Below are 20,244 nucleotides of genomic sequence, written 5' to 3'. Positions count from 1 at the left end.
CGTCAAGGAACTCGTCTCCGCGATCAGCCGGTTCATCGAAGGCTGGAACGACCGCTGCCACCCCTTCACCTGGACCAAGACCGCCGACGAGATCCTCACCCACGCCGTCCGTAAGACAACTTCAGACGCGGACCACTAGGTGCTATGCCGCGCCCCGCCGATGCGCGGAATCATGGGCGCGTTCTCCACCATCGTGGATCGGCCGGGAAGTGTCGCTGACGGACCAGAGACGACGTCCGGTTATGCCGCGACCAGGGGCAGCAGCGAACTGACCTCGGCTGGCGCGCACGGCCAAGTGCTCCTCCGAGCTGCCCGCCGTGCCAGCCGCCGAGGACCGCAAAGTCGTGGTCGTGAGGCGACGATCGGTAGGTTCCGTCCGTGAACGGAGTGAAGGGCGCGACCTACGACGCCATCGGGCATGGCTACTCCGCACGCCGAAGGTCGGACCCGCGGATCGCCGCCGCGATCGAGCGTGCGCTGCGCGGGAGCTCGACCGTCCTGAATGTTGGCGCCGGGACGGGCTCCTACGAGCCGAGTGCGCTGGACGTCGTTGCTGTTGAGCCGTCGGCGGTCATGATCGCTCAGCGGCCACCTGGATCGGCTCCTTGCCTGCAGGGCCGCGCTGAGTCCTTGCCGTTCTCGGATGGCTCCTTCGATGCCGCCATGGCAGTCCTCACGACCCATCACTGGACCGACGCAGCGACCGGCCTGCGCGAGATGGCGCGGGTCAGCGCCTCGCAGATCGTGCTGACGTGGGACAAGCGTGCCTGGGACTCGCTGTGGCTCGTGCGGGACTACTTCCCGCAGATTCGAGATCTCGAAGCAGACCTCGCCGCGCTGGACGAGGTCCTCGAGGTGTGGCCCGACGCCGACGTGGACGTCGTTCCCGTCCCCGCTGACTGCGTCGACGGCTTCCTCGCCGCCTACTGGCAGCGACCCGACGCCTACCTCGACCCAGCCGTGCGCAGCGGCATCAGCAGCTTCTCGCGTCTGGCGCCGGACGTTGTGCAGGCTGGACTTGCGCAACTGGCCGAAGACCTGGCTACAGGGCGATGGGCTGAGCGCAACGGCGACGTGCTGCATCGCGCAGAACGTGACTGTGGCTACCGACTCGTCGTTCAGCGCACCGCCTGACGAGACCGCAGACCCCGGCACGAGAAGCGTTTCTTGAATGTCCGGTCATGCCGCTGGCAGCGTCCTCGTCGGTAACGGACGAGCAGAGAAGCCAAGGCTCAGGGGCTGACGGTGCGGGCGAGAATGCCGAGCGTCGCACGCAGTGCCGTCTCCGGGATCACGGGGAATACGCCCGTCCCGCGGAAGCCTTCCTCGATCTCCGACCAGTCGTAGTACGTCGTGACCAGGGTGCCGACCTCGGACGGCTCGAGCCGATAGCCGTAGAGGTGTCGGAGCGGCGGCTTGATGACGCCCTCCACGGTCCACTCGATGAGTTCGTCCTCGACGTACTTGGTAATGACGACGGTCACGTCGTACTTCCCGAGCGGGTAGTCGTTAAGTGACTCCCTGTCCATGTGCACGACGAAACGGTCACCGGCAGCCGTGACCGCTGCGCCTTCGGCCGACTGCAACATGCCGGAGCTGTCGATCGCCACGTGCCCTTTCGGGTCGCGCAGCAGTGCGAAGACCTGTGGCGGGGTGGCTGCGACCTCGCGGGAGACCTCGAAGCGCTCAGTCATGTCGGGCAGATTAGCCGTGCCGCCATAGCCCCGGACTCTCCATCACCAGGTCATGTGGCGCTGGATCAGGCTTCCGACCGGGCCGCCGAGCTGACTTTCTCGGCCTGCCTGGCCGACGCACTCATCTGCGGCAAGGAGAGCTGACCGAAGCCGAATCGACCGCCCCGTCCCGACAGCTAGACGCGGACGCGGGCGAGGCGCTCCTCGGTCGGCCACTTCACCTCGGTGGCCCAGCCGAGCCTCTCGAAGCCGCGGATGACGACGGCCGAGGTGTCGATCTGGCCCTTCTCGACGCCGTGGCGGGCGAGCTTGGGGTCGGCGTGGTGCAGGTTGTGCCAGCTCTCGCCGAAGGACGGGATCGCGAGCCAGGCCAGGTTGCGGGCCTCGTCGGTCGACACGAACGGCTTCGCACCCACGACGTGGCACAGCGAGTTGATCGACCACGTGACGTGGTGGATGACGAGGATGCGGACCAGGCCGCCCCAGACGTAGGCGGAGAACGCACCGGCGGCCGTGCCCGTGATCGCCCAGCCGAGCAGCGTCGGGACGATCAGCGACGACAGCGCTATCAGCGGGAAGAGCTTGTTGATGCGCATCAGGTCGCGGTCGGCGATGAGGTCCGGGGCCCAGCGGCGCGCGGAGGTCTGCTCGCGGTCGAACAGCCAGCCGGTGTGCGCCCACCACAGACCGCGCAGCAGGCCGCGGGTCGAGCGGCCGAAGCGCCAGGGTGAGTGCGGGTCGCCGTCCTCGTCGGAGTGCGCGTGGTGCTTGCGGTGGTCGGCGACCCAGCGGATGACCGGGCCCTCCAGAGCGAGCGACCCGCTCACTGCGAGGGCGATCTTCAGGCCGCGGTTGGCCTTGAACGACTGGTGGGTGAACAGCCGGTGGAAGCCGACGGTGATGCCGAAGCCGGAGGCGAAGTAGAACGCCAGCGCGATGCCGGCGTCGACGGCGCTGATGCCGCCATGGGTCGCGGCGAGCCACACGCCGACCGCGAGCCCGAGCGTCGGCAGCCCCACCACGACGTAGACGAGCGCCTGCTCCCAGAGCGGGCGCATCTTGGTGGAGGGCAGGGGAGGGGTCTCGAGCACAGCGGTCATGGGACGAGCGTGCTTCACGTCGTACGACGAGGTCTTGCCCCATGGTGTGCGAGTCGACGTCAAGAACTTGTCACGACATGACAAGATTGAGCGTGCTCCCCGCTGACGCGCTCGTGCTGTGGCAGGCCGAGCTGCCTGTGCTGGCAGACGAGATCCTGGCCGCCATCGCGCAGGAGGTGCCGTCCTACGCGCGGCCGTTCGAGGGTGACTTCGGGCGCGGGGTCAACCTCGGGGTGCAGGTGGCGCTCGGTCGCTTCCTCGACCCGCAGGTCGCGTTGGACCGCGACGTCTACGTCGGGCTCGGGCGAGGGGAGGCCCGCGTCGGGCGGTCGCTCGAGGCACTGCTGTCGGCGTACCGCGTCGGGGCTCGGCTCGCCTGGGCGCGGCTAGCCAATGTCGGCCTGCGCTCGGGGCTGTCGCCGGAGGAGCTCGTGGCGCTGGCCGCGGCGGTCTTCGCCTACATCGACGAGCTGTCCGCGGCGTCGGCCGAGGGCTACGCCGCGGAGCAGTCGCAGCTGACCGGTGACCGCGACCGGCGCCGCGCGGTCCTCGCCCGGCTGCTGCTGGCCGAGTCCTCGCCGCGTGACCTCGCCGAGGCCGCGGAGGCCGCGGGGTGGCTGCCGCCGACGACGCTGACCGCCGTCGTCGTGCCGCTGGGCGCCGGTCACGAGCTCGCGACCCGCTGGGACGACCGGGCGCTGGTCGTCACCGAGGACGACGGCCCGCGGGGCAGCGCGCTGCTGCTGCTCCCCGACGTCGACGGACCGGGCGGGTCGGCGCGGCTGGCGCGACTGCTCGCCGGCCGCACCGCCGTCGTCGGACTGCCCGTGGCGTGGACCGCCGCGCGCACCTCGGTGGCGCTGGCCCGTCGGGCAGCCCGGCTGCGCGACGGGGGCGTCGTACACGTCGCTGATCTGCTCGCCGAGCTCGTCGTCAGCGCCGACCCGGTCGCGCTCGAAGCGCTGGCCGTGCGGAGGCTGCGGCCGCTCGCCGGGCTGACCGCGACCCAGCGCGAGCGGATGGAGTCGACGTTGCGGGCCTGGCTCGCGCACCAGGGCGACCGGCAGCGGATCGCCGCCGCGCTCGGGGTGCACCCGCAGACCGTGCGCTACCGCGTCGGGCTGCTGCGCGACCTGCTCGGAGCGGACCTCGACGACCCGTTGCGCCGCCTCGAGCTGGAGCTGGTCCTGCTCAGGCGAGCGCTTGGGTGAGCGACAGTGCCGACAGGGCGAGCAGCGCGACGGCGGCGACCTGCTGGATGCGTCGCAGCGGCAGGACCCGCAGCAGCGAGCGGCCGAAGACCACAGCCAGCGCCGACACGGTCCACAGCGCGAGCAGCGCGCCGACGCCGACCTGCAGCGGCTGGTCGTAGCGGGCCGCGAGGGTGGCGGTGAGGACCTGCGTGAGGTCGCCGAACTCGGCCACGAGCACCACCCCGAAGGCGGCCGCCGTGACCTGCCAGTCGCTGCGGGCCGTCACGCCCTCCGCGGCGGCCTCGCCCTCCTCGACGGCCTCGCCCGGGTCGGAGCGCAGCAGCAGGACGGCCCCGGCGAGGAACAGCAGCCCGGTGACGACCTCGACCGGGGTGCGGGGCAGCGATGCCACGAGACCGCCGAGCAGCACCGCGACGGTGACGTGCACCGCGAAGGCCGCAGCCAGCCCGAGCCAGACCGGCAGGGCGCGGTAGCGGGCACCGATGACGAGGGCGACGACGGCGCTCTTGTCGGGAAGCTCCGCCACTGCGACGAGGCCGTAGGCCACGAGCAGTGCTTCCACCGGGTCGAGACTAGACTTGGCACTCCTGCGAGACGAGTGCCAGAGAGGGGCAGAGCGTGCTGGACGACCGCAAGCTCGAGGTGCTCCGGGCTATCGTCGAGGACTTCGTCTCCACCAACGAGCCGGTCGGATCCAAGGCCCTCGCCGAGAGGCACAGCCTGGGCGTCAGCCCGGCGACCGTCCGCAACGACATGGCGGCGCTCGAGGACGAGGGCTTCATCACCCACCCTCACACCAGCGCCGGCCGGATCCCCACCGACAAGGGCTACCGGCTGTTCGTCGACCGGCTCTCGCAGGTCAAGCCGCTGTCAGGCGCGGAGAAGCGCGCGATCCAGAGCTTCCTCGAGGGCGCGGTCGACCTCGACGACGTCGTGCACCGCTCGGTGCGGCTGCTCTCGCAGCTCACCCAGCAGGTCGCCGTCGTGCAGTACCCCTCGCTGTCGCGCTCCGAGGTGCGCCACCTCGAGATCGTGCACCTCGCCCCCAACCGGCTGCTGCTCGTGCTCATCACCGACACCGGTCGGGTCGAGCAGCGCGTCCTCGAGCTGCCGGCGGTGGTGTCCGACGACGACGTCGTCCAGCTCCGCGCGGTCTTCGGCCCGCGGCTGCACGGCGCCAAGCTCATCGACGCGCCGCGGGCGCTGGAGGACCTGCCCGACGCCGCGCCCGCCTCGCTGCGGCCGGTCCTCACCAGCGTCCTGTCCGTCGTGCTCTCGACCCTGGTCGAGCGGCCCGAGGAGCGGGTGATGATCGGCGGCACCGCCAACCTGACCCGCCACGCGCTCGACTTCCCGCAGACCCTGCGGCCGGTGCTCGAGGCGCTCGAGGAGCAGGTCGTCCTGCTCAAGCTCATCGGCGAGGTCAACGACCCGACGACCGTGCACGTCAAGATCGGTGAGGAGAACAGCGTGGAGGGACTGCGGTCCACCTCGGTGGTGACCGTGGGCTACGGGCCCGACGCACGGGCCTACGCCGGCCTCGGCGTCGTCGGCCCGACGCGGATGGACTACGCGAGCTCGATCAGCTCGGTGCGGGCCGTCGCCCGCTACGTCGGCGACCTGCTGGCAGGTGCCTGACGTGGCCGCCGCGACCGACTACTACGGCCTTCTCGGCGTCGCCCGTGACGCCAGCGACGACCAGATCAAGAAGGCCTACCGCAAGCTCGCCCGCGAGCTGCACCCCGACGTCAACCCCGACCCGGCGGCGCAGGAGCGCTTCAAGCAGGTGACCAGCGCCTACGAGGTGCTGTCCGACCCGCAGAAGCGCCAGGTCGTCGACCTCGGCGGCGACCCGCTGCAGTCCGGCCCGGGCAGTGCGGGCAACCCGTTCTCGCAGGGCTTCGGCGGCCTCGGCGACATCATGGACGCGTTCTTCGGCGGCGGCGCCGCACGCGGCCCCCGCTCGCGCGTCCGGCAGGGCGCCGATGCGCTCATCCGCATCGAGTGCGACCTGTCGGAGACCGCCTTCGGTGCGACCCGCGAGCTCACGCTCGACACCGCCGTCGTCTGCACCACCTGCACCGGTGAGGGCTCCGCGCCGGGCACCCACCCACAGACCTGCGAGACCTGCCAGGGCCGCGGCGAGGTGCAGCAGGTCCAGCGCTCCTTCCTCGGCCAGGTCATGACGACCCGCACCTGCCCGCGCTGCGCCGGCACCGGCTCGACGATCCCGCACCCCTGCGGGTCCTGCGGTGGTGACGGCCGGGTCCGGGCCCGCCGGACGCTGTCGGTCAAGGTGCCCGCGGGCGTCGAGGACGGCATGCGCATCCGGCTGTCCGGCGAGGGCGAGGTCGGCCCTGGCGGCGGACCGGCCGGTGACCTCTACGTCGAGGTCGCGGAGAAGCGGCACCCCGTCTACACCCGCGACGGCGACGACCTGCACTGCCGGGTCTCGCTGCCGATGACCGCGGCGGCCCTCGGCACGAGCATCCCGCTCGAGACCCTCGACGGCGACGAGCAGCTCGACATCCACCCGGGCACCCAGCCCGACGACGTCCTCACGCTGCGCGCCCGCGGCGTCCCGCACCTGCGCGGCACCGGGCGCGGTGACCTCTACGTCCACCTCGACGTCGTCGTGCCGACCAAGCTCGACGCCAAGCAGGAGGAGCTGCTGCGCGACCTCGCGCGGCTGCGCGGCGAGGAGCGGCCGGGCGTCTCCGGCAAGGGCAAGGGCCTGTTCGGCAAGCTGCGCGACGCGCTGTAGTGAGCGCACCGGTCTTCCTCGCCGACGACCTCTCACCCGACACCGTCGTCCTCACCGGACCGGAGGGCAGGCACGCCGCGACCGTGCGCCGGTTGCGGGTCGGCGAGGCCGTCGACCTCTGCGACGGCCGCGGGGGCAGGGCTTCCAGCGTGGTGGCCCGCGTCGGCCGCGACGAGGTCGCACTCGACGTCGTCCGTCGTACGACGGAAGCTGTGCCCGCACCGCGCCTCGTGCTCGTGCAGGCGCTCGCCAAGGGCGACCGCGGCGAGCTCGCCGTCGAGCTCGCGACCGAGGTGGGTGTCGACGAGGTCGTGCCCTGGGCGGCCGCGCGCTGCATCACGCGGTGGGAGGGCGAGCGCGGCGAGAAGGCCAGGCAGCGCTGGGCGTCGACGGCGCGCGAGGCCGGGAAGCAGTCGCGCCGCGCGTGGCTGCCGGTCGTGTCGCCGCTCGCCTCGACCGCTGCCGTCGCGGCCCGGCTGGCGGCGTCGACCGGGCTCGTCCTGCACGAGGACGCCGAGGTGCCGCTGACGTCGCTGGACCTGCGCGGTGCGTCGGAGGTCGTCCTCGTCGTCGGGCCGGAGGGAGGGATCGCGCCGGAGGAGCTGGCGATGCTGGGCGGGACGGCGGTCCGACTGGGGGCGTCGGTGCTGCGGACCTCGACCGCCGGTGCGGCCGCGATCGCCGTCGTCAGCGCGCTGACGGGCCGCTGGTGAAGGCCCTGTCCGGCGTCGTCGGCCCGCTGGCGGAGTGCTCGTGAAAGCGCTGTCCGGCGTCGTCGTCGGGGTGCTGCTGACGATGTGCGCGGCGCTGCTCGAGCTGCGCCGGCTGGCGGACGGCGGCGACCCGCACCCGGTGTCGGTGGCCGTCGGTGTCGCCGGGCTGGTGCTGTCGCTCGGGTGCGCGTCACGGCTCGTCGCGCCGGAGCAGCGCCGGGCGGTGCTGCTCGCCGGCGGCCTGCCGTTCCTGCTGGTCGGCCTGCTCACCGCCGCCGTCCTCGCCCTGCGCTGACCCGCGCTCCCGGGTGCGTCTCGGTCGATCGGGGTCACCAGAGCGACCACTCTGACCCGAGACAGTGCGAAGGGGGCGCTGCCGGCTGCGTCTCGGTGGATCCTCCGCGTCAGAGCGCGGAGCCTGACCCGAGACAGCGGTCGCGCGTGGTCCGGCGGCGGTCTCGGTCGATCGGGGTCACTAGGGCGACCACTCTGACCCGAGACGGCGCGGTGCTCGGGCTGCCGGGCGGTCTCGGTCGATCGGGGTCACCAGGGCGACCACTCTGACCCGAGACGCGGGCCGGTGGGGTGGGTGGGGCGGTCGGTGAGGTGGGTGGGGCGGTGGGGTGGGCGACGGGGGGTCACCAGGCGGGGTCGGTGAGGCAGCCGGGGGCACCGGTCGCGCAGGCCTGGTTGGCGTAGAGCTCCACGACCCGGCCGTCGACGACGCGCACGACCGGCCCGGGGGAGTCGGGACCGCCGAGCTGGGCGAGCACCTGCGGCCCGGTCGCGGTCTGCGCGACGGCGGTGGTGAGCACCGCGGCCACCGGATCGCTCGGGCTCTGCAGGCCGTTGCCGAAGCCCGGCCCCTCGAGCAGCAGGCCGACCCGGCGCCCGGCGCAACCTCGCCACAGGTAGAGGTCCGTGCCCGACCACGCGACCGCGGTGTCGGCGCAAGGCCCGACCCCACCGCCGAGCGAGACCGCCGTGTCGACGGAGGTCGCGCCGGGGGCCAGCACCGCGACGCCGCCGTCGGCCTTCTCGACGACCAGCGCCCCGTCGTCGCGCAGCCCGAGGTCCTGCAGGCCGCTGAGGTCGACGCGCTCGCTGACGAGCGGCACCCGGCGCTCGCGGGCGTCCGGGCCGCGCACGATGATCTCGCCACCGGCCGCGTCGCAGGGGCGCTCGACCCACGCGAGGGTGCGGCCGTCCGGTGACAGCGCCGGGTGCTCACGGCGCATACCTGTGTCCGTCACGGTGACGCCGGCCGCGCCGTTGCCGAGGCTGACCCGGACGAGCACGTCGGCGCACCGGCCGGGCACGCGGCGCAGGAAGACCGCGGAGTCGCCACCCCTGCTGGGGCTGCTGTCCACGGCCGTCCCCGGGTAGGACAGCTGTCGCAGCCGCGCGCCGGTGCGGGCGTCGTGCAGCACGACCGCGCCCTGGTCGACGGCCACGAAGGTGCTCGCGGACGGTGGCAGCCCGGGCCCGGGGGAGCCGGCCCGCCGGACCGTCTCGAGGGCCAGGCCGCTGGGGGTCGTCGCCACGACGGCGCCGGTCGACCAACGCAGGTCCGACCAGTTCAGCGACGCCTCCCAGCCGTCGGCCGCTGTGGTCGCGGTGCTGCGCGCGAGCTCGGTGCCGGCGTCGTCGAGCAGCCGCACGAGCACCGGTCCGGCACCGGAGCCCCGCGTCTCGAGCGGGCTGCCGACCCGCTGGCCGTCGCGGGGTGAGCCGAGCGCCAACGCGTCGCCGCGCACCGACGTGACGCTCCAGGGCGGGCCGGCACCGACCCCGACCTGCACGAGTCGCACCGTGCCGATCAGCGCGGTGCCGCGCCGCAGCGGCACCTCGGTCTCCGCCACCGGCCCCGCGGTCACGCCCCGCAGCCCGAGCAGCTCGTCGGCGAGGCGCTGGGCGACCTGCTGCGGGTCCGATGCCCACGTCCGCGCGCCCGGGTCGCGAACCCAGGCGGCCGCTTCGCGGTCGTCGGCGAACGGCCAGAACGGTGTCGCGTCGCCGCTGGTCGTCACGCCGCTCGTCCTCGGCACCTCGGGCAGCGGCCCCTCCTCGGCGCACAGCACGTCGCCCTGCACGGCGCACGCGCTCGGCTCGGCGGTCGGCTCCGGCCGGGGCCGCTCCACCGCGCGGTCGACGCTGCTGCGGTCGGTCGCGCTCGTCGCGACGGTGCCCGCGACGACGACGGCAAGCCCGGCAGTCGCGGCGAGGACCGGCTGCAGCCGGCGCCGCCACGACCGCCGCTGGCGGACCCGCTCGCGGAGCAGGGGCAGGGCGTCGTACGCCGGAAGGACCTGCTCGGCCTCCTCCTGCAGGAGCTCGCGCAGCCGCTCCTCCGGGGTCATGCGACCAGCGTGCCTGCTTGCGGGCTACCAGTCGATCCCGGTGACGCAGCCCTTCGCCTCGAGGGTCTCCGCGCACGCGGGCTGCTGGAGGAACGGCTCGAAGCGCGTCCCGACGAGGCGACCCACCGTGCCCTTGGGGTCCTGGGTCTGCACGAGGACCTGGTCGTCGGCGGTCGTGAGCCGCTCGACGAAGCGCAGCGTCGTGGCCTGTGCCGACAGCCGATCGCCGGTCAGAGTCAGTTCGACGCGCCGCAGCGGCTTCGGGTCCGCGGAGAACGGGTCGCACAGCTCGAGCCCGACGACCCGGTCGCCGATGAAGCCGCCGTTGAAGAGCAGGCAGTCAGGCGCGGCGTCGAGCGGGACGGGGCGGGTTGCGCCGGGCTGGTAGAGCCCGAGGAAGCCGCCGTCCTCGCCGGCGATGCCGACGAGCAGGGCGCCGTCGTCGCGCAGGTCGAGGTCGGCCACGCCACCGTTCTCGTCCTGCTCGATCGTGCGGACGCCTGACGGGCCCTGCAGCGAGATCGTCGTCGGGCCGGTCTCGCAGCCGGGCCGGACGGCCCAGGCCTGCCAGCGCCCGTCGGGGCTCACCGCGAGCGCGCCAGGGACCAGCGGCTGGTCGGCGACCAGGGTCGTCGTGACGTCGGTGGCGAGGTCGCGCTGCAGCAGCTTGCGGTCGTTGCACTCGCGGCCGAGCCGCAGCCACGCGACGATCGTTCCGGTCCGGCGCGGGCTGGTGTCGGTGTAGCCGGCCGGCGGATAGCTCACCTGCACGACCCGCCTGCCGTCGGTGACGGAGTAGAGGCCGACGACGCCGTCCTTCTCGGCCGCGAACGCCTCGGTCGGCCCGGGCACGAAGGCGCGCGGCGTCGGGTCGCGGCGGACGGGGACCGCGACGACGCGGTTGACCGAGCCGTCCCTCGGTGAGCCCGTCACGGCGGTGACGACCCCCGTGGTCCAGTCGTCGGCGGTGAAGCGCAGCGTCGCCGACCACGGCTGCTCGCTGCCGGCGGGAGCGCCCTGCGCGCCGAGCAGCGTCCCGGTGGCGGTGCGCAGCGAGACCTGGACGTTCTCGTCGACGCCCTTCACGGTGCCGGTGACCGTCAGCGGGCTGCTCACCTCGGATCCGCCGGCGGGCGCAGTGACGACGAGAGGTGCGGGCGCCCCGCGCTCAGCTCGTACTCCGAGGACGACCCAGGGCCGTGGGTCGGTCGTTCCCAGCTGCGCGACATCGGCGACGGCGACGGTGACGCCACCCACCTGCAGCGGAACGCCGGTCGAGTCCGTGTAAGACGTGGCCCGGACCCCGTCCAGGTCGAGAAGGTCGTCGACGAGGTGCTGGGCGACCTGCACCGGGTCGTCGGCCCAGGCCCGGTCGGCGGGTGCGGCTGCCCAGTCCGCGGCCTGGGCGTCGGAGGTGAAGGGGAAGAACGGCGTGCCCGGCTGCGACGTCGTCGACCCGTCGGGGTCGGCCGCGATCGGCGAGGCGGTGGGGCTCGGCGTGGCCGTCGGTGCGCTGGTCGGTGGCTGCGTCGCGATCGGCTCGAGCGACGTCGCGCCGCCCCCACCCGTCAGGGCGACCCCGGCTCCGATCACCGCGGCCAGCCCCAGCGCCGAGGTCGACAGAGCCACCCGGCGACGGGTACGTCGGCGGGCGATGCCGCCGCGGATGCGGTCGAGGCTCTCGGAGGCCGGCCCGAGCGGACCGAGCTCGTCGGCCTCGCCGCGCAGCAGGGCCGCGAGCTCGCGCTCCTCGGGGGTGGTCACAGCTCCTCCAGCAGGGTGGTCCGCAGCGCGGCCATGCCGCGTGACGTGTGGCTCTTCACGGCGCCGGCGCTGATGCCCATCGCGTGGGCGGTCTGGGCCTCGGACAGGTCGGCGTAGTAGCGCAGGACGATCGCCTCACGCTGCCGCTGCGGGAGCAGGGACAGCGCGTGCACGACGGTGGACCGCTCCAGCGACTCCATCGCTCCCGACTCCGCGGACATCGCGTCCGGGAGCGGCGACGGAGCGTGCTTGACCTCGACCGTGCGGTGGCGCAGCCGCGAGCGGGACAGGTTGACGACGGTCTGGCGCAGGTAGGCCTCGCCCTTGTCGAGGTCGCGCACCCCGCGCCACCGGCCGTGCACCTTGACGTAGGCGTCCTGCACGACCTCCTCGGCGCTGTCGCGGTCGTGCAGCAGGAACGCCGCCAGCCGCACCAGCCCGCGGTAGTGCGCGGTGTAGAGCGCGGTGAGGACCTCGTCGGGGGACAGCGGCCGGTCGGACACGCCACCTCCCGTCCGCACGCCCGCGGGCGCACTCGCCGTCATCGCTGCCGTCTCCACCCCCGTACGACGCGCGGGTGATGCCACCGGTTTACACCCGCGCGCGCCCGGTGGCCCGCCTACGATCACCGGGTGCCCCCGTCCGTGTCGCGCGTGTCGTCGCTCCGCCTGCTGGCCGCTGGCCCGCTCGTCGGCATCGTGCTCGCCCTGCCGCTGGCCCTGGTGACCGCGCCGGCACTGCTCGCGAGCCCCGCCGCGGCCCCGGTCGCGGTGGCGGCGAGCCAGTCACCGACCCCGGCGCCGGAGCCGTCGTCGACGGCCCCCATCCCCTTGCCCACCCGCAGCACGGCGGCCCCCACGGCCACGGCCACGGCGACCGAGGAGCCGACCGAGACGGCCGAGCCCACCGCCACGGCGACCCGCACGAGGACGCGCACCTCCAGCCCACGCCCCCGTCGTACGACGGAAGCTCCCGTCGTGCGTGAAACGCCCGACGAGAACCTGCCGGTCGTGACCGGCGGGGACTTCGGCGTCGGGACCGCCTCGCCCGGGCTGCTCGACGGCACTCCCGAGGCGACCGCGGAGCCGACGACAGCGCCCGTCGCGGCCACCATCGACAAGCCCGCCGACACGGTCACCCGGCTCATCCAGCTCGTCGTCTCCGCCGGGGTGCTGCTCGGCATCGGAGGCGGCGTCGGCCTCTACCTCACCAGGACCTGAGCGTGAGCGACTGCCTGTTCTGCCGGATCGTCGCGGGCGAGATCCCCGCCGAGGTCGTCCACGAGGGGCCGCGCACGATGGCCTTCCGCGACGTGTCGCCGCAGGCGCCGACCCACGTCCTCGTCGTACCCCGTGACCACCATGACGACGCCGCGTCGCTCGCGGCCGCCGACCCGGCGTACCTCGGTGAGGTCCTGGCCGCGGCGACCGAGGTTGCCGCGCTCGAGGGGCTGGCCGAGGGCTACCGCCTCGTCACCAACACCGGGCCGGCCGCGGGGCAGTCCGTGCAGCACCTGCACGTCCACGTCCTCGGCGGGCGCAGCCTCAGCTGGCCGCCCGGCTAAGCGGTTGCGCCGCGGGTAGTCTCGTCCTGCCATGTCCGAGACGCCCGCGCAGGTCACCACCAAGATCGTCGTGCCCGGCGCGCACTCCATGGTCAGCCTGCTCGGCAGTCGCGACGAGCTGCTCGCGGTCATCGAGGAGGCCCTCGACAGCGACGTCCACGTCCGCGGCAACGAGATCACCCTGACCGGTGCCCCGGCCGACAACGCGATCGCGACCCGGCTGTTCGAGGAGCTCATCTCGCTGCTCGACAAGGGCCAGTCGCTGTCGGGCGACGCGGTCGAGCGCTCGCTCGCGATGCTGCGCACCGGCGGGTCCGACCGTCCCGCCGACGTGCTCACCCTCAACATCGTCTCCAACCGGGGCCGCACGATCCGGCCGAAGACGGTCAACCAGAAGCGCTACGTCGAGGCGATCGACCGCCACACCGTGGTCTTCGGGATCGGCCCCGCCGGCACCGGCAAGACCTACCTCGCGATGGCCAAGGCCGTGCAGGCGCTGCAGGCCAAGCAGGTCAACCGGATCATCCTCACCCGGCCGGCGGTCGAGGCGGGGGAGAAGCTCGGCTTCCTGCCCGGCACGCTCACCGAGAAGATCGACCCCTACCTGCGACCGCTCTACGACGCCCTGCACGACATGGTCGACGTCGAGTCCATCCCGCGGCTGATGGCGAGCGGGACCATCGAGGTCGCGGCGCTCGGCTACCTGCGCGGGCGGTCCCTCAACGACGCCTTCATCATCCTCGACGAGGCGCAGAACACCACGGCCGAGCAGATGAAGATGTTCCTCACCCGGCTCGGCTTCGGCAGCAAGATGGTCGTCACCGGCGACATCACGCAGATCGACCTCCCGGGAGGTGCGGTCTCAGGGCTCAAGGTCGTTCGCGAGATCCTCGAGGGCATCGACGACGTGAGCTTCACCTACCTGTCGTCGGACGACGTCGTCCGCCACAAGCTGGTGGCGCGCATCGTGGACGCCTATGAGCAGTACGACGCGGAGCTCGCCACGAGCCGCGGCCCGAACGGCCCGCAGCGAGCACCCGGCCGCCGCGACGACACCCGGAGGTCCGGACGATGAGCATCGAGGTCGCCAACGAGTCAGGGGTCGTCGTCGACGAGGTGATGCTCGTGCGCGTCGCCCGCCACGTGCTCGACACCCTCGGCGTCTCGCCGCTGGCTGAGCTGTCCCTGCTGATCGTCGACGTCGACGCGATGGAGAAGCTCCACGTCCGGTGGATGGGCGAGCCCGGTCCCACCGACGTGCTGGCCTTCCCGATGGACGAGCTCGACCTGCGCGGCTCGCGCGGAGTAGGCCACGGCGCGCACGGTCACGACGACGGTGACGACGTCGGGCCCGCTGTGCTCGGCGACGTCGTGCTCTGCCCGGTCGTGGCGGAGCGGCAGGCCGCGGCGGCCGGCCACTCCACCGAGGACGAGCTGCAGCTGCTGTGCACCCACGGGGTGCTGCACCTGCTCGGCTACGACCACGGCGACGCCGAGGAGCACGCCGAGATGTTCGGTCTGCAGGGGACGCTTCTCGCGTCGTGGCAGGAGGCCCGCTCCCGGTGAGCCTGCTCACGGACGGCGGCCCCATCGTCGCCGCGGTCCTGTTCGTCGTCCTGGCGGGGCTGTTCGGCTGTCTCGAGGCGGCCCTGTCGCGGATGTCGCGCGCGCGCGTCACCGAGCTCGTGCGCGACGGCAGAGCGGGTGCGCAGCGGCTGTCCGAGGTGCTCGAGGAGCCCGGGCGCGTCGTCAACCTCCTGCTCCTGCTGCGGCTGGCCTGCGAGCTCTCCGCTGCCGGCCTCGTCACGTCGTACTGCGTCGACCGGATCCCCGGCTCGCTCGCCGTCGTCGTGGCGGTCGCGGTGATGGTGGTCGTCGACTACGTCTTCGTCGGCGTGGCGCTGCGCACCGTCGGCCGCCAGCAGGCCGAGCGGGTCTCGCTCGGCGGGGCCGGGATCGCGTGGCTGCTCGTGCGCGTCTTCGGGCCGCTGCCGACGCTGCTCATCCTGGTCGGCAACGCCGTGACCCCGGGCAAGGGCTTTCGCGATGGGCCGTTCTCCACGGAGGCCGAGCTGCGAGACCTCGTCGAGATCGCGCAGAAGCGCGGCGTCGTCGAGGAGTCCGAGCGCAACATGATCGAGTCGGTCTTCGAGCTCGGCGACACCATCGTGCGCGAGGTGATGGTCCCGCGCACCGACGTCGTGACGATCGAGCGCGGCAAGACCGTCAAGCAGGCCCTCAACCTGCTGCTGCGCAGCGGTTTCTCCCGCGTCCCCGTCATCGGCGACAACGCCGACGAGGTCCTCGGCGTGGTCTACCTCAAGGACCTGGTGCGCAAGGAGCGGGCCGAGGGCGGAGGCGCCCTCAAGGTCGAGGAGGTCATGCGGCCGCCCGCCTTCGTGCCCGAGAGCAAGCCGGTCGACGAGCTGCTGCGCGAGATGCAGGCCAAGCTCGGCCACGTCGCGATCGTCGTCGACGAGTACGGCGGCACCGCTGGCCTCGTGACGATCGAGGACATCGTCGAGGAGATCGTGGGGGAGATCACCGACGAGTACGACCGCGAGGCGCCGGCGGTCGAGGAGCTGCCTGACGGCACCCGCCGGGTCACCGCGCGGCTGTCCGTCGAGGACCTCGAGGAGCTCTACGGCGTGACGCTCCCGCACGAGGACGTCGAGACCGTCGGTGGCCTGCTCGCGACCGCCCTCGGCCGGGTGCCGATCCCGGGCGCCACCGTGACCATCGACGGGCTGCAGCTCGTCGCCGAGAGCGCCAAGGGGCGCCGCAACCGGATCGGGACGGTGCTCGTGAGCCGCGTCCCGGCGAACGAAGGGTGAGCTCCCCGGTGGACAGCGAGGACGCCAAGATCGTGACCCTGGCGCGCAGCGCGCGGACCAGGGCGCACGCGCCGCACACGACGCTGGCCGAGGGGGCTGCGGTCCGCGACACCGACGGGCGGACCTACGCCGCGTCGACCGTCGAGAACCGCGACCCGGCGCTGACGACGTCTGCGCTGCGGGGGGCGGTCGCGGCGGCGGCGTCCTCGGGCGCCCGCGCCTTCGAGGCCGCGGTGGTCGTCACCGACGGGCTGGTGTCGTCGGCGGACCTGGCGGTGCTGCGCGAGTTCGGCGTCGGCACCCCCGTGCTGGTCGCCGGCCCGGACGGCACGCTGCGCGAGACCCTGTCGACGTGACCCGCGAGATGATCACCATCGTTGCGTGATGGTGATCGTCTGGCGCGGCGGACCGGCGTGTCGTCGCAAGATGATCAGGGACCCCCGCGCCGTACGTCGAAGCGTCCCGGCACGTCGGGAGGTCCGCACGGGGACGACTCGGCCGACGGCGGCAGCGTCGTACGCCTGGGGGGTGGGTGATCGTCTCGCGACGACACGCCGCGACGGGACGCGACTGGATCACCATCGCGCAGGCGGATTCACGGGGTCGTCGCAACAGCAATGGTTTCTAGCGGTGTCCGGACAGTAGCTCGGTCCAGTACTCGGCGGGCGTGCGCCAGTCGAGTGTCTTGCGTGGGCGGCCGTTGAGGCCGGCCTCGATCTCGAGGAGGTCCTGCACGCTGTACACGGACAGGTCGGTGCCTTTGGGCAGGTACTGGCGCAGCAGCCCGTTGGTGTTCTCGTTCGTTCCGCGCTGCCAGGGGCTGTGCGGGTCGCAGAAGTAGACCGCGAGGTCGGTCGCGAGGGCGAGCTTGGTGTGCTCGGCCATCTCGATGCCCTGGTCCCAGGTCAGCGACTGGCGAAGCCACTCTGGGAGTTCAGCCATCTTCGCGGTGATCGCGTCACGGACGGTCAGCGCGCAGTGGTCGTTGGGGAGGTGCAGCAGCAGTGTGACGCGGCTGGTGCGCTCCACGAGCGTCCCGACGGCTGAACGCCCGTTGGCGCCGATGATGAGGTCGCCCTCCCAGTGCCCGGGCACGGCCCGGTCCTCGATCTCCGCCGGCCGCTCCGAGATCATGATCATGTCTTTGATGGGGGTCTGCTTGTCCGTCACGCGAGCGCGTGGCTTGCGCACGGCGCGTCCGGTCCTCAGATGCTTGGTGAGCTCAGCGCGCAGCGCTCCGCGTCCCTGCACGAACAGCGACTGGTAGATCGTCTCGTGGCTGATGCGCATCTGCTCATCGTCGGGGAAGTCCCGCGGGAGCCGGTTCGCGATCTGCTCCGGGCTCCAGTGCTCCTTACCCCCCAGCGCGCCCTCGACGTAGTCCCGCAACGGCTTGTGCCCCACGAGCTTGGGCACCTTCGGCCGCTTGCGGTTGGTCTCAGCCGCCCGCTGCGCCTGCACAGCCCGGTACCGCCCTGGCTTGCCCGGTGGAGCGTGCCGGCGCAGCTCACGGCTCACCGTCGACGGCGCCCGACCCATGCCGCGGGCGATCGCGTTCACCCCGAGACCCTGCGCGACGCCGATCGCGATCTCCTCGCGCTCATCCACCGACAAGTACCGATCCAAGGGTTCAGCAAGATCCATAGGCGCTATCCCACCAGCGTGGCGGAACCAGCGGATCGCCGCGGCCTGCGACACCCCGGCGACCTCAGCAGCCTCCACCGTGCTCAGACCCGCCCGGATCTGCCTCCAGAACTCACGCCTGACCGCACTCGACAACCTCAACCCAGGACGACCCACAACCCAACCCCTCACGTCAGGCTGTTGCGACGACCCCCTGAGCCCGAGGCAACCTTGGTGATCATCTCGTCATCCCCGACACTGGTGGGGTGAGCACCCCGCACCGGTCCGGCTTCGCCTGCTTCGTCGGCCGCCCCAACGCCGGCAAGTCGACCCTGACCAACGCGATCCTCGGCCAGAAGGTCGCCATCACGAGCAGCCGGCCGCAGACGACCCGCCACGCCATCCGCGGCATCGTCCACCGCGAGGACGCCCAGCTCGTGCTGGTCGACACCCCCGGTCTGCACAAGCCGCGGACCCTGCTCGGCGAGCGGCTCAACGACCTCGTCCGCGAGACCTACGCCAGCGTCGACGTCGTCTGCTTCTGCGTGACCGCCGACGACAAGGTCGGTCCGGGCGACCGCTTCATCGCCCAGGAGCTGGCCCAGCTGAAGACCCCGGTCATCGGCGTCGTGACGAAGACCGACGCCGCGCAGAACAAGGACATGATCGGGCAGCAGCTGCTCGCGCTGTCGCAGCTCGGCGACTGGGCCGACATCATCCCGGTCAGCGCCGTCGACGGCTTCCAGGTGAAGCTGCTCGAGGACCTGCTCGTCGCGCGCCTGCCCGAGGGCCCGGCGCTCTACCCGGACGGCGAGCTCACCGACGAGCCCGAGCAGGTCCTCATCGCGGAGTTCATCCGCGAGGCCGCGCTCGAGGGCGTCCGCGACGAGCTGCCGCACTCCATCGCCGTGACCATCGAGGAGATGGCTCCCCGCGCGGATCGGCCGGCCGAGCGCCCGCTGGTCGACGTCTACGCCACCATCCACGTCGAGCGCGACAGCCAGAAGGCGATCGTGCTCGGCAAGGGTGCAGCCCGGCTGCGCGGCGTCGGGACGATGGCGCGCACGCAGATCGAGGCCCTGCTCGGGACGCCGGTCTACCTCGACCTGCGCGTCACGGTCGCGAAGGACTGGCAGCGCGACCCCAAGCAGCTGCGCAAGCTCGGCTTCTAGCAGGTACGACGAGAAGCCCCCGTCACACGAGCGAGGGGTGGTGGGCCGCGACGTCCTTCGGGACGGCGCACATCCAGCCCAGCGTCGCGTCCGGCAGGTTGAGCGGTGCGGGCACCTCTCGGGCGGGCGCCGTCACCGAGGTGTTGGACAGCGCGCCGATCTTCAGCACGTCGATGCCGCGGGTGTTGTCGGCGACGTAGACGTAGCCGCCCGGTCGCCAGTAGGCCGCCCAGGTGGAGGCGTCGTCGGGCCGGAAGAAGCCGACCTGCTTGATGTCCTTGGGGTTGCGGACGTCGAGGAAGCGGGTGCCCTGCCCGTAGAAGGCGATCGCGACGAGACCGTCGCCGCGGTCGGTGAAGTAGTGCGCCGAGTCGCAGCCGGTCGCGCCCTCCTGCTCCTCGGGTGTCCAGGTGTCGAGCTCGCGCAGCCGGTGGGTCTTGATGGTCGAGGCCTTGAAGCCGGCGCCGGTGTAGGAGTTGCGCAGGTCGTAGGTCGCAAAGCGGCCGGACTGCTCGCACGACGAGGCGAGGTTCTCCTCGGTGACGGCCAGCACGTCGCCGCGGCGGCCGTCCACCTTGAGGGAGGGGTTGCGCCAGGAGTTGTGCATGAGGCCGCTGGTCTTGCCCAGCGCGGTACCGCCGCCGGCGTAGGGGACGGGCGCGCAGCCGGTCGCCTCCTTGACCTTGCCGTCGACGGGGTCGCGGTGCTTGCCGCTCGTCCAGTAGCCCCGGACGCCACCGCGGCCGGACACCCAGGCGATGCCCTGCGGGTCGACCTGCACGTCGTGGGCGTAGTCGGTGACGCCGTCGTTGCGGCCCAGGTCGATCGGGGTCGGGCAGGCCACCGGCATCGCCGGGTCGCGCATGTCGGTGCCGTAGATCGGCCGGCCCTTCCAGTCGGCCGGTCCGTTGACGGCATTGGACGGGCCACCGGTCCAGGTCCAGTCGCAGCCCGACACGCAGGTCGTGGTGTGGCCGGCGGGGACCGGGGTCAGCGACAGCTGCGTCATGGCGTGGGGCAGCGACACGTCGATGACGTGGATCGCGCCGTAGGGGAAGACCCCGGGGGTGGCCTGGGTCGTGAAGCCGCGCGGGTCGCGGGAGATGAACAGCAGCCCCCGGTCGACGTCGACGTCGACGTCCTCGTTCTCCCAGATGTACATCGGCAGCGCACCGAGCAGCGTCGGCGCGGAGGGGTCCTTGACGGAGTAGGCGTAGATGCCGGTCATCGCCGAGACGAACATCGTGTCGCCGATGAAGTTGACCGAGATCGCGGTCGTCATCTCCGGCACGTTGGCGACGAAGGTGACGCCCTTGCTGATCGCGCCTGGCGGCGGCGTGGCCGCGACTGCCGACGGCAGCGACGAGGGCAGCACCGACAGCGGCAGCAGCACGGAAGCGAGGGCGAGCAGGGGGCGCAGGCGCATGGGCACCACCTTCGCC

At 72.6% G+C, this 20,244-nt stretch carries 22 protein-coding genes; 14 read left to right on the top strand and 8 right to left on the bottom strand.

Going from position 1 to position 20,244, the window contains the following annotated elements:
* Together Q8R60_09145 and Q8R60_09140 are read left to right on the top strand one after the other, a co-directional pair.
* The coding region (locus Q8R60_09145) for an IS630 family transposase (GenBank protein MDP3712635.1) at nucleotides 1-139 on the top strand (139 nt) is incomplete at its 5' end.
* Between the two features lie 239 nt (nucleotides 140-378).
* Nucleotides 379-1,134 carry a class I SAM-dependent methyltransferase gene (locus Q8R60_09140; protein ID MDP3712634.1) on the top strand — a complete coding sequence of 252 codons (756 nt, stop codon included), beginning with the start codon at nucleotides 379-381 and terminating at the stop codon, nucleotides 1,132-1,134.
* Nucleotides 1,135-1,232: 98 nt separating this feature from the next.
* Here Q8R60_09140 and Q8R60_09135 read toward each other — a convergent pair whose 3' ends face one another.
* Both Q8R60_09135 and Q8R60_09130 read right to left on the bottom strand, forming a co-directional pair.
* Nucleotides 1,233-1,694, bottom strand: coding sequence for an SRPBCC family protein (locus Q8R60_09135; GenBank protein ID MDP3712633.1), 462 nt, complete (start codon nucleotides 1,692-1,694; stop codon nucleotides 1,233-1,235).
* 176 nt (nucleotides 1,695-1,870) lie between these two features.
* Complete coding sequence (locus Q8R60_09130) at nucleotides 1,871-2,794, bottom strand: fatty acid desaturase (protein ID MDP3712632.1); 924 nt, start codon at nucleotides 2,792-2,794, stop codon at nucleotides 1,871-1,873.
* Between the two features lie 77 nt (nucleotides 2,795-2,871).
* On the opposite strand from Q8R60_09130, the gene Q8R60_09125 reads away from it, so the two are divergent.
* A complete protein-coding gene (locus Q8R60_09125) occupies nucleotides 2,872-4,005 on the top strand; it encodes a helix-turn-helix domain-containing protein (protein MDP3712631.1) in 1,134 nt (377 codons plus the stop codon).
* Here the strand turns inward: Q8R60_09125 and Q8R60_09120 are convergent.
* A complete protein-coding gene (locus Q8R60_09120; GenBank protein ID MDP3712630.1) occupies nucleotides 3,986-4,570 on the bottom strand; it encodes a TMEM165/GDT1 family protein in 585 nt (194 codons plus the stop codon). The two genes, Q8R60_09125 and Q8R60_09120, sit on opposite strands and share 20 nt — an antisense overlap.
* Before the next feature lie 56 nt (nucleotides 4,571-4,626).
* Between Q8R60_09120 and hrcA the strand changes: the two genes are divergently transcribed.
* Genes hrcA through Q8R60_09100 form a run of 4 tightly spaced genes read left to right on the top strand, consistent with a single transcriptional unit; the run spans nucleotide 4,627 to nucleotide 7,780 of the window.
* On the top strand, nucleotides 4,627-5,646 hold the full coding sequence (hrcA, locus tag Q8R60_09115; GenBank protein MDP3712629.1) for a heat-inducible transcriptional repressor HrcA: 1,020 nt from the start codon (nucleotides 4,627-4,629) through the stop codon (nucleotides 5,644-5,646).
* A 1-nt stretch (nucleotide 5,647) separates the two neighbouring features.
* Nucleotides 5,648-6,772: a molecular chaperone DnaJ gene (dnaJ, locus tag Q8R60_09110; GenBank protein MDP3712628.1), complete on the top strand. Its 1,125-nt coding sequence runs from the start codon at nucleotides 5,648-5,650 to the stop codon at nucleotides 6,770-6,772.
* A complete protein-coding gene (locus Q8R60_09105; protein ID MDP3712627.1) occupies nucleotides 6,772-7,485 on the top strand; it encodes a 16S rRNA (uracil(1498)-N(3))-methyltransferase in 714 nt (237 codons plus the stop codon). The genes dnaJ and Q8R60_09105 overlap by 1 nt, the downstream gene beginning before the upstream one ends.
* 40 nt (nucleotides 7,486-7,525) lie before the next feature.
* Complete coding sequence (locus Q8R60_09100) at nucleotides 7,526-7,780, top strand: hypothetical protein (GenBank protein ID MDP3712626.1); 255 nt, start codon at nucleotides 7,526-7,528, stop codon at nucleotides 7,778-7,780.
* Between the two features lie 343 nt (nucleotides 7,781-8,123).
* On the opposite strand, the gene Q8R60_09095 is transcribed toward Q8R60_09100, so the two are convergent.
* The 3 genes from Q8R60_09095 to Q8R60_09085 are packed head-to-tail and all read right to left on the bottom strand — an operon-like array spanning nucleotide 8,124 to nucleotide 12,112.
* Nucleotides 8,124-9,845, bottom strand: a complete 1,722-nt coding sequence (locus Q8R60_09095; GenBank protein MDP3712625.1) for a hypothetical protein — start codon at nucleotides 9,843-9,845, stop codon at nucleotides 8,124-8,126.
* 24 nt (nucleotides 9,846-9,869) lie between these two features.
* Entirely contained in the window at nucleotides 9,870-11,609 is a 1,740-nt protein-coding gene (locus Q8R60_09090; protein ID MDP3712624.1) for a Gmad2 immunoglobulin-like domain-containing protein, read from the bottom strand.
* Entirely contained in the window at nucleotides 11,606-12,112 is a 507-nt protein-coding gene (locus tag Q8R60_09085) for a SigE family RNA polymerase sigma factor (GenBank protein ID MDP3712623.1), read from the bottom strand. Before Q8R60_09085 ends, Q8R60_09090 begins: the two co-directional genes overlap by 4 nt.
* A gap of 129 nt (nucleotides 12,113-12,241) precedes the next feature.
* Between Q8R60_09085 and Q8R60_09080 the strand changes: the two genes are divergently transcribed.
* From Q8R60_09080 to Q8R60_09055, 6 genes are all read left to right on the top strand, one after another.
* Entirely contained in the window at nucleotides 12,242-12,829 is a 588-nt protein-coding gene (locus Q8R60_09080; protein ID MDP3712622.1) for a hypothetical protein, read from the top strand.
* A gap of 2 nt (nucleotides 12,830-12,831) precedes the next feature.
* Nucleotides 12,832-13,173 carry a histidine triad nucleotide-binding protein gene (locus Q8R60_09075; GenBank protein MDP3712621.1) on the top strand — a complete coding sequence of 114 codons (342 nt, stop codon included), beginning with the start codon at nucleotides 12,832-12,834 and terminating at the stop codon, nucleotides 13,171-13,173.
* Nucleotides 13,174-13,261: 88 nt separating this feature from the next.
* Complete coding sequence (locus Q8R60_09070; GenBank protein MDP3712620.1) at nucleotides 13,262-14,248, top strand: PhoH family protein; 987 nt, start codon at nucleotides 13,262-13,264, stop codon at nucleotides 14,246-14,248.
* Nucleotides 14,245-14,739, top strand: coding sequence for an rRNA maturation RNase YbeY (ybeY, locus tag Q8R60_09065; protein ID MDP3712619.1), 495 nt, complete (start codon nucleotides 14,245-14,247; stop codon nucleotides 14,737-14,739). The genes Q8R60_09070 and ybeY overlap by 4 nt, the downstream gene beginning before the upstream one ends.
* The gene (locus Q8R60_09060) at nucleotides 14,736-16,007 is read left to right on the top strand and encodes a hemolysin family protein (protein ID MDP3712618.1); all 1,272 of its coding nucleotides are present in this window, start codon (nucleotides 14,736-14,738) and stop codon (nucleotides 16,005-16,007) included. The genes ybeY and Q8R60_09060 overlap by 4 nt, the downstream gene beginning before the upstream one ends.
* On the top strand, nucleotides 16,004-16,363 hold the full coding sequence (locus Q8R60_09055) for a cytidine deaminase (GenBank protein ID MDP3712617.1): 360 nt from the start codon (nucleotides 16,004-16,006) through the stop codon (nucleotides 16,361-16,363). Before Q8R60_09060 ends, Q8R60_09055 begins: the two co-directional genes overlap by 4 nt.
* A 268-nt stretch (nucleotides 16,364-16,631) precedes the next feature.
* On the opposite strand, the gene Q8R60_09050 is transcribed toward Q8R60_09055, so the two are convergent.
* Complete coding sequence (locus Q8R60_09050; GenBank protein ID MDP3712616.1) at nucleotides 16,632-17,660, bottom strand: IS30 family transposase; 1,029 nt, start codon at nucleotides 17,658-17,660, stop codon at nucleotides 16,632-16,634.
* A gap of 236 nt (nucleotides 17,661-17,896) precedes the next feature.
* Between Q8R60_09050 and era the strand changes: the two genes are divergently transcribed.
* Nucleotides 17,897-18,802: a GTPase Era gene (gene era / locus Q8R60_09045; GenBank protein MDP3712615.1), complete on the top strand. Its 906-nt coding sequence runs from the start codon at nucleotides 17,897-17,899 to the stop codon at nucleotides 18,800-18,802.
* Nucleotides 18,803-18,824: 22 nt separating this feature from the next.
* On the opposite strand, the gene Q8R60_09040 is transcribed toward era, so the two are convergent.
* The gene (locus Q8R60_09040) at nucleotides 18,825-20,228 is read right to left on the bottom strand and encodes a hypothetical protein (GenBank protein ID MDP3712614.1); all 1,404 of its coding nucleotides are present in this window, start codon (nucleotides 20,226-20,228) and stop codon (nucleotides 18,825-18,827) included.
* Between the last annotated feature and the right edge of the window lie 16 nt (nucleotides 20,229-20,244).

The sequence above is a fragment of the Mycobacteriales bacterium genome, assembly GCA_030697205.1.
Classification (GTDB): Bacteria; Actinomycetota; Actinomycetes; order Mycobacteriales; family SCTD01; genus JAUYQP01.
Note: the sequence above shows the minus strand (reverse complement) of the source record. Positions and strands in the feature narration are given on the sequence as shown.

Excerpts from the sequence above, each read along its gene's own strand:
- Q8R60_09135 (MDP3712633.1), bottom strand. The coding sequence starts at position 1,694 with ATGACTGAGCGCTTCGAGGTCTCCCGCGAGGTCGCAGCCACCCCGCCA.
- Q8R60_09130 (MDP3712632.1), bottom strand. The coding sequence starts at position 2,794 with ATGACCGCTGTGCTCGAGACCCCTCCCCTGCCCTCCACCAAGATGCGC.
- Q8R60_09125 (MDP3712631.1), top strand. The coding sequence starts at position 2,872 with ATGACAAGATTGAGCGTGCTCCCCGCTGACGCGCTCGTGCTGTGGCAG.
- Q8R60_09095 (MDP3712625.1), bottom strand. The coding sequence starts at position 9,845 with ATGACCCCGGAGGAGCGGCTGCGCGAGCTCCTGCAGGAGGAGGCCGAG.
- Q8R60_09070 (MDP3712620.1), top strand. The coding sequence starts at position 13,262 with ATGGTCAGCCTGCTCGGCAGTCGCGACGAGCTGCTCGCGGTCATCGAG.
- ybeY (MDP3712619.1), top strand. The coding sequence starts at position 14,245 with ATGAGCATCGAGGTCGCCAACGAGTCAGGGGTCGTCGTCGACGAGGTG.
- Q8R60_09040 (MDP3712614.1), bottom strand. The coding sequence starts at position 20,228 with ATGCGCCTGCGCCCCCTGCTCGCCCTCGCTTCCGTGCTGCTGCCGCTG.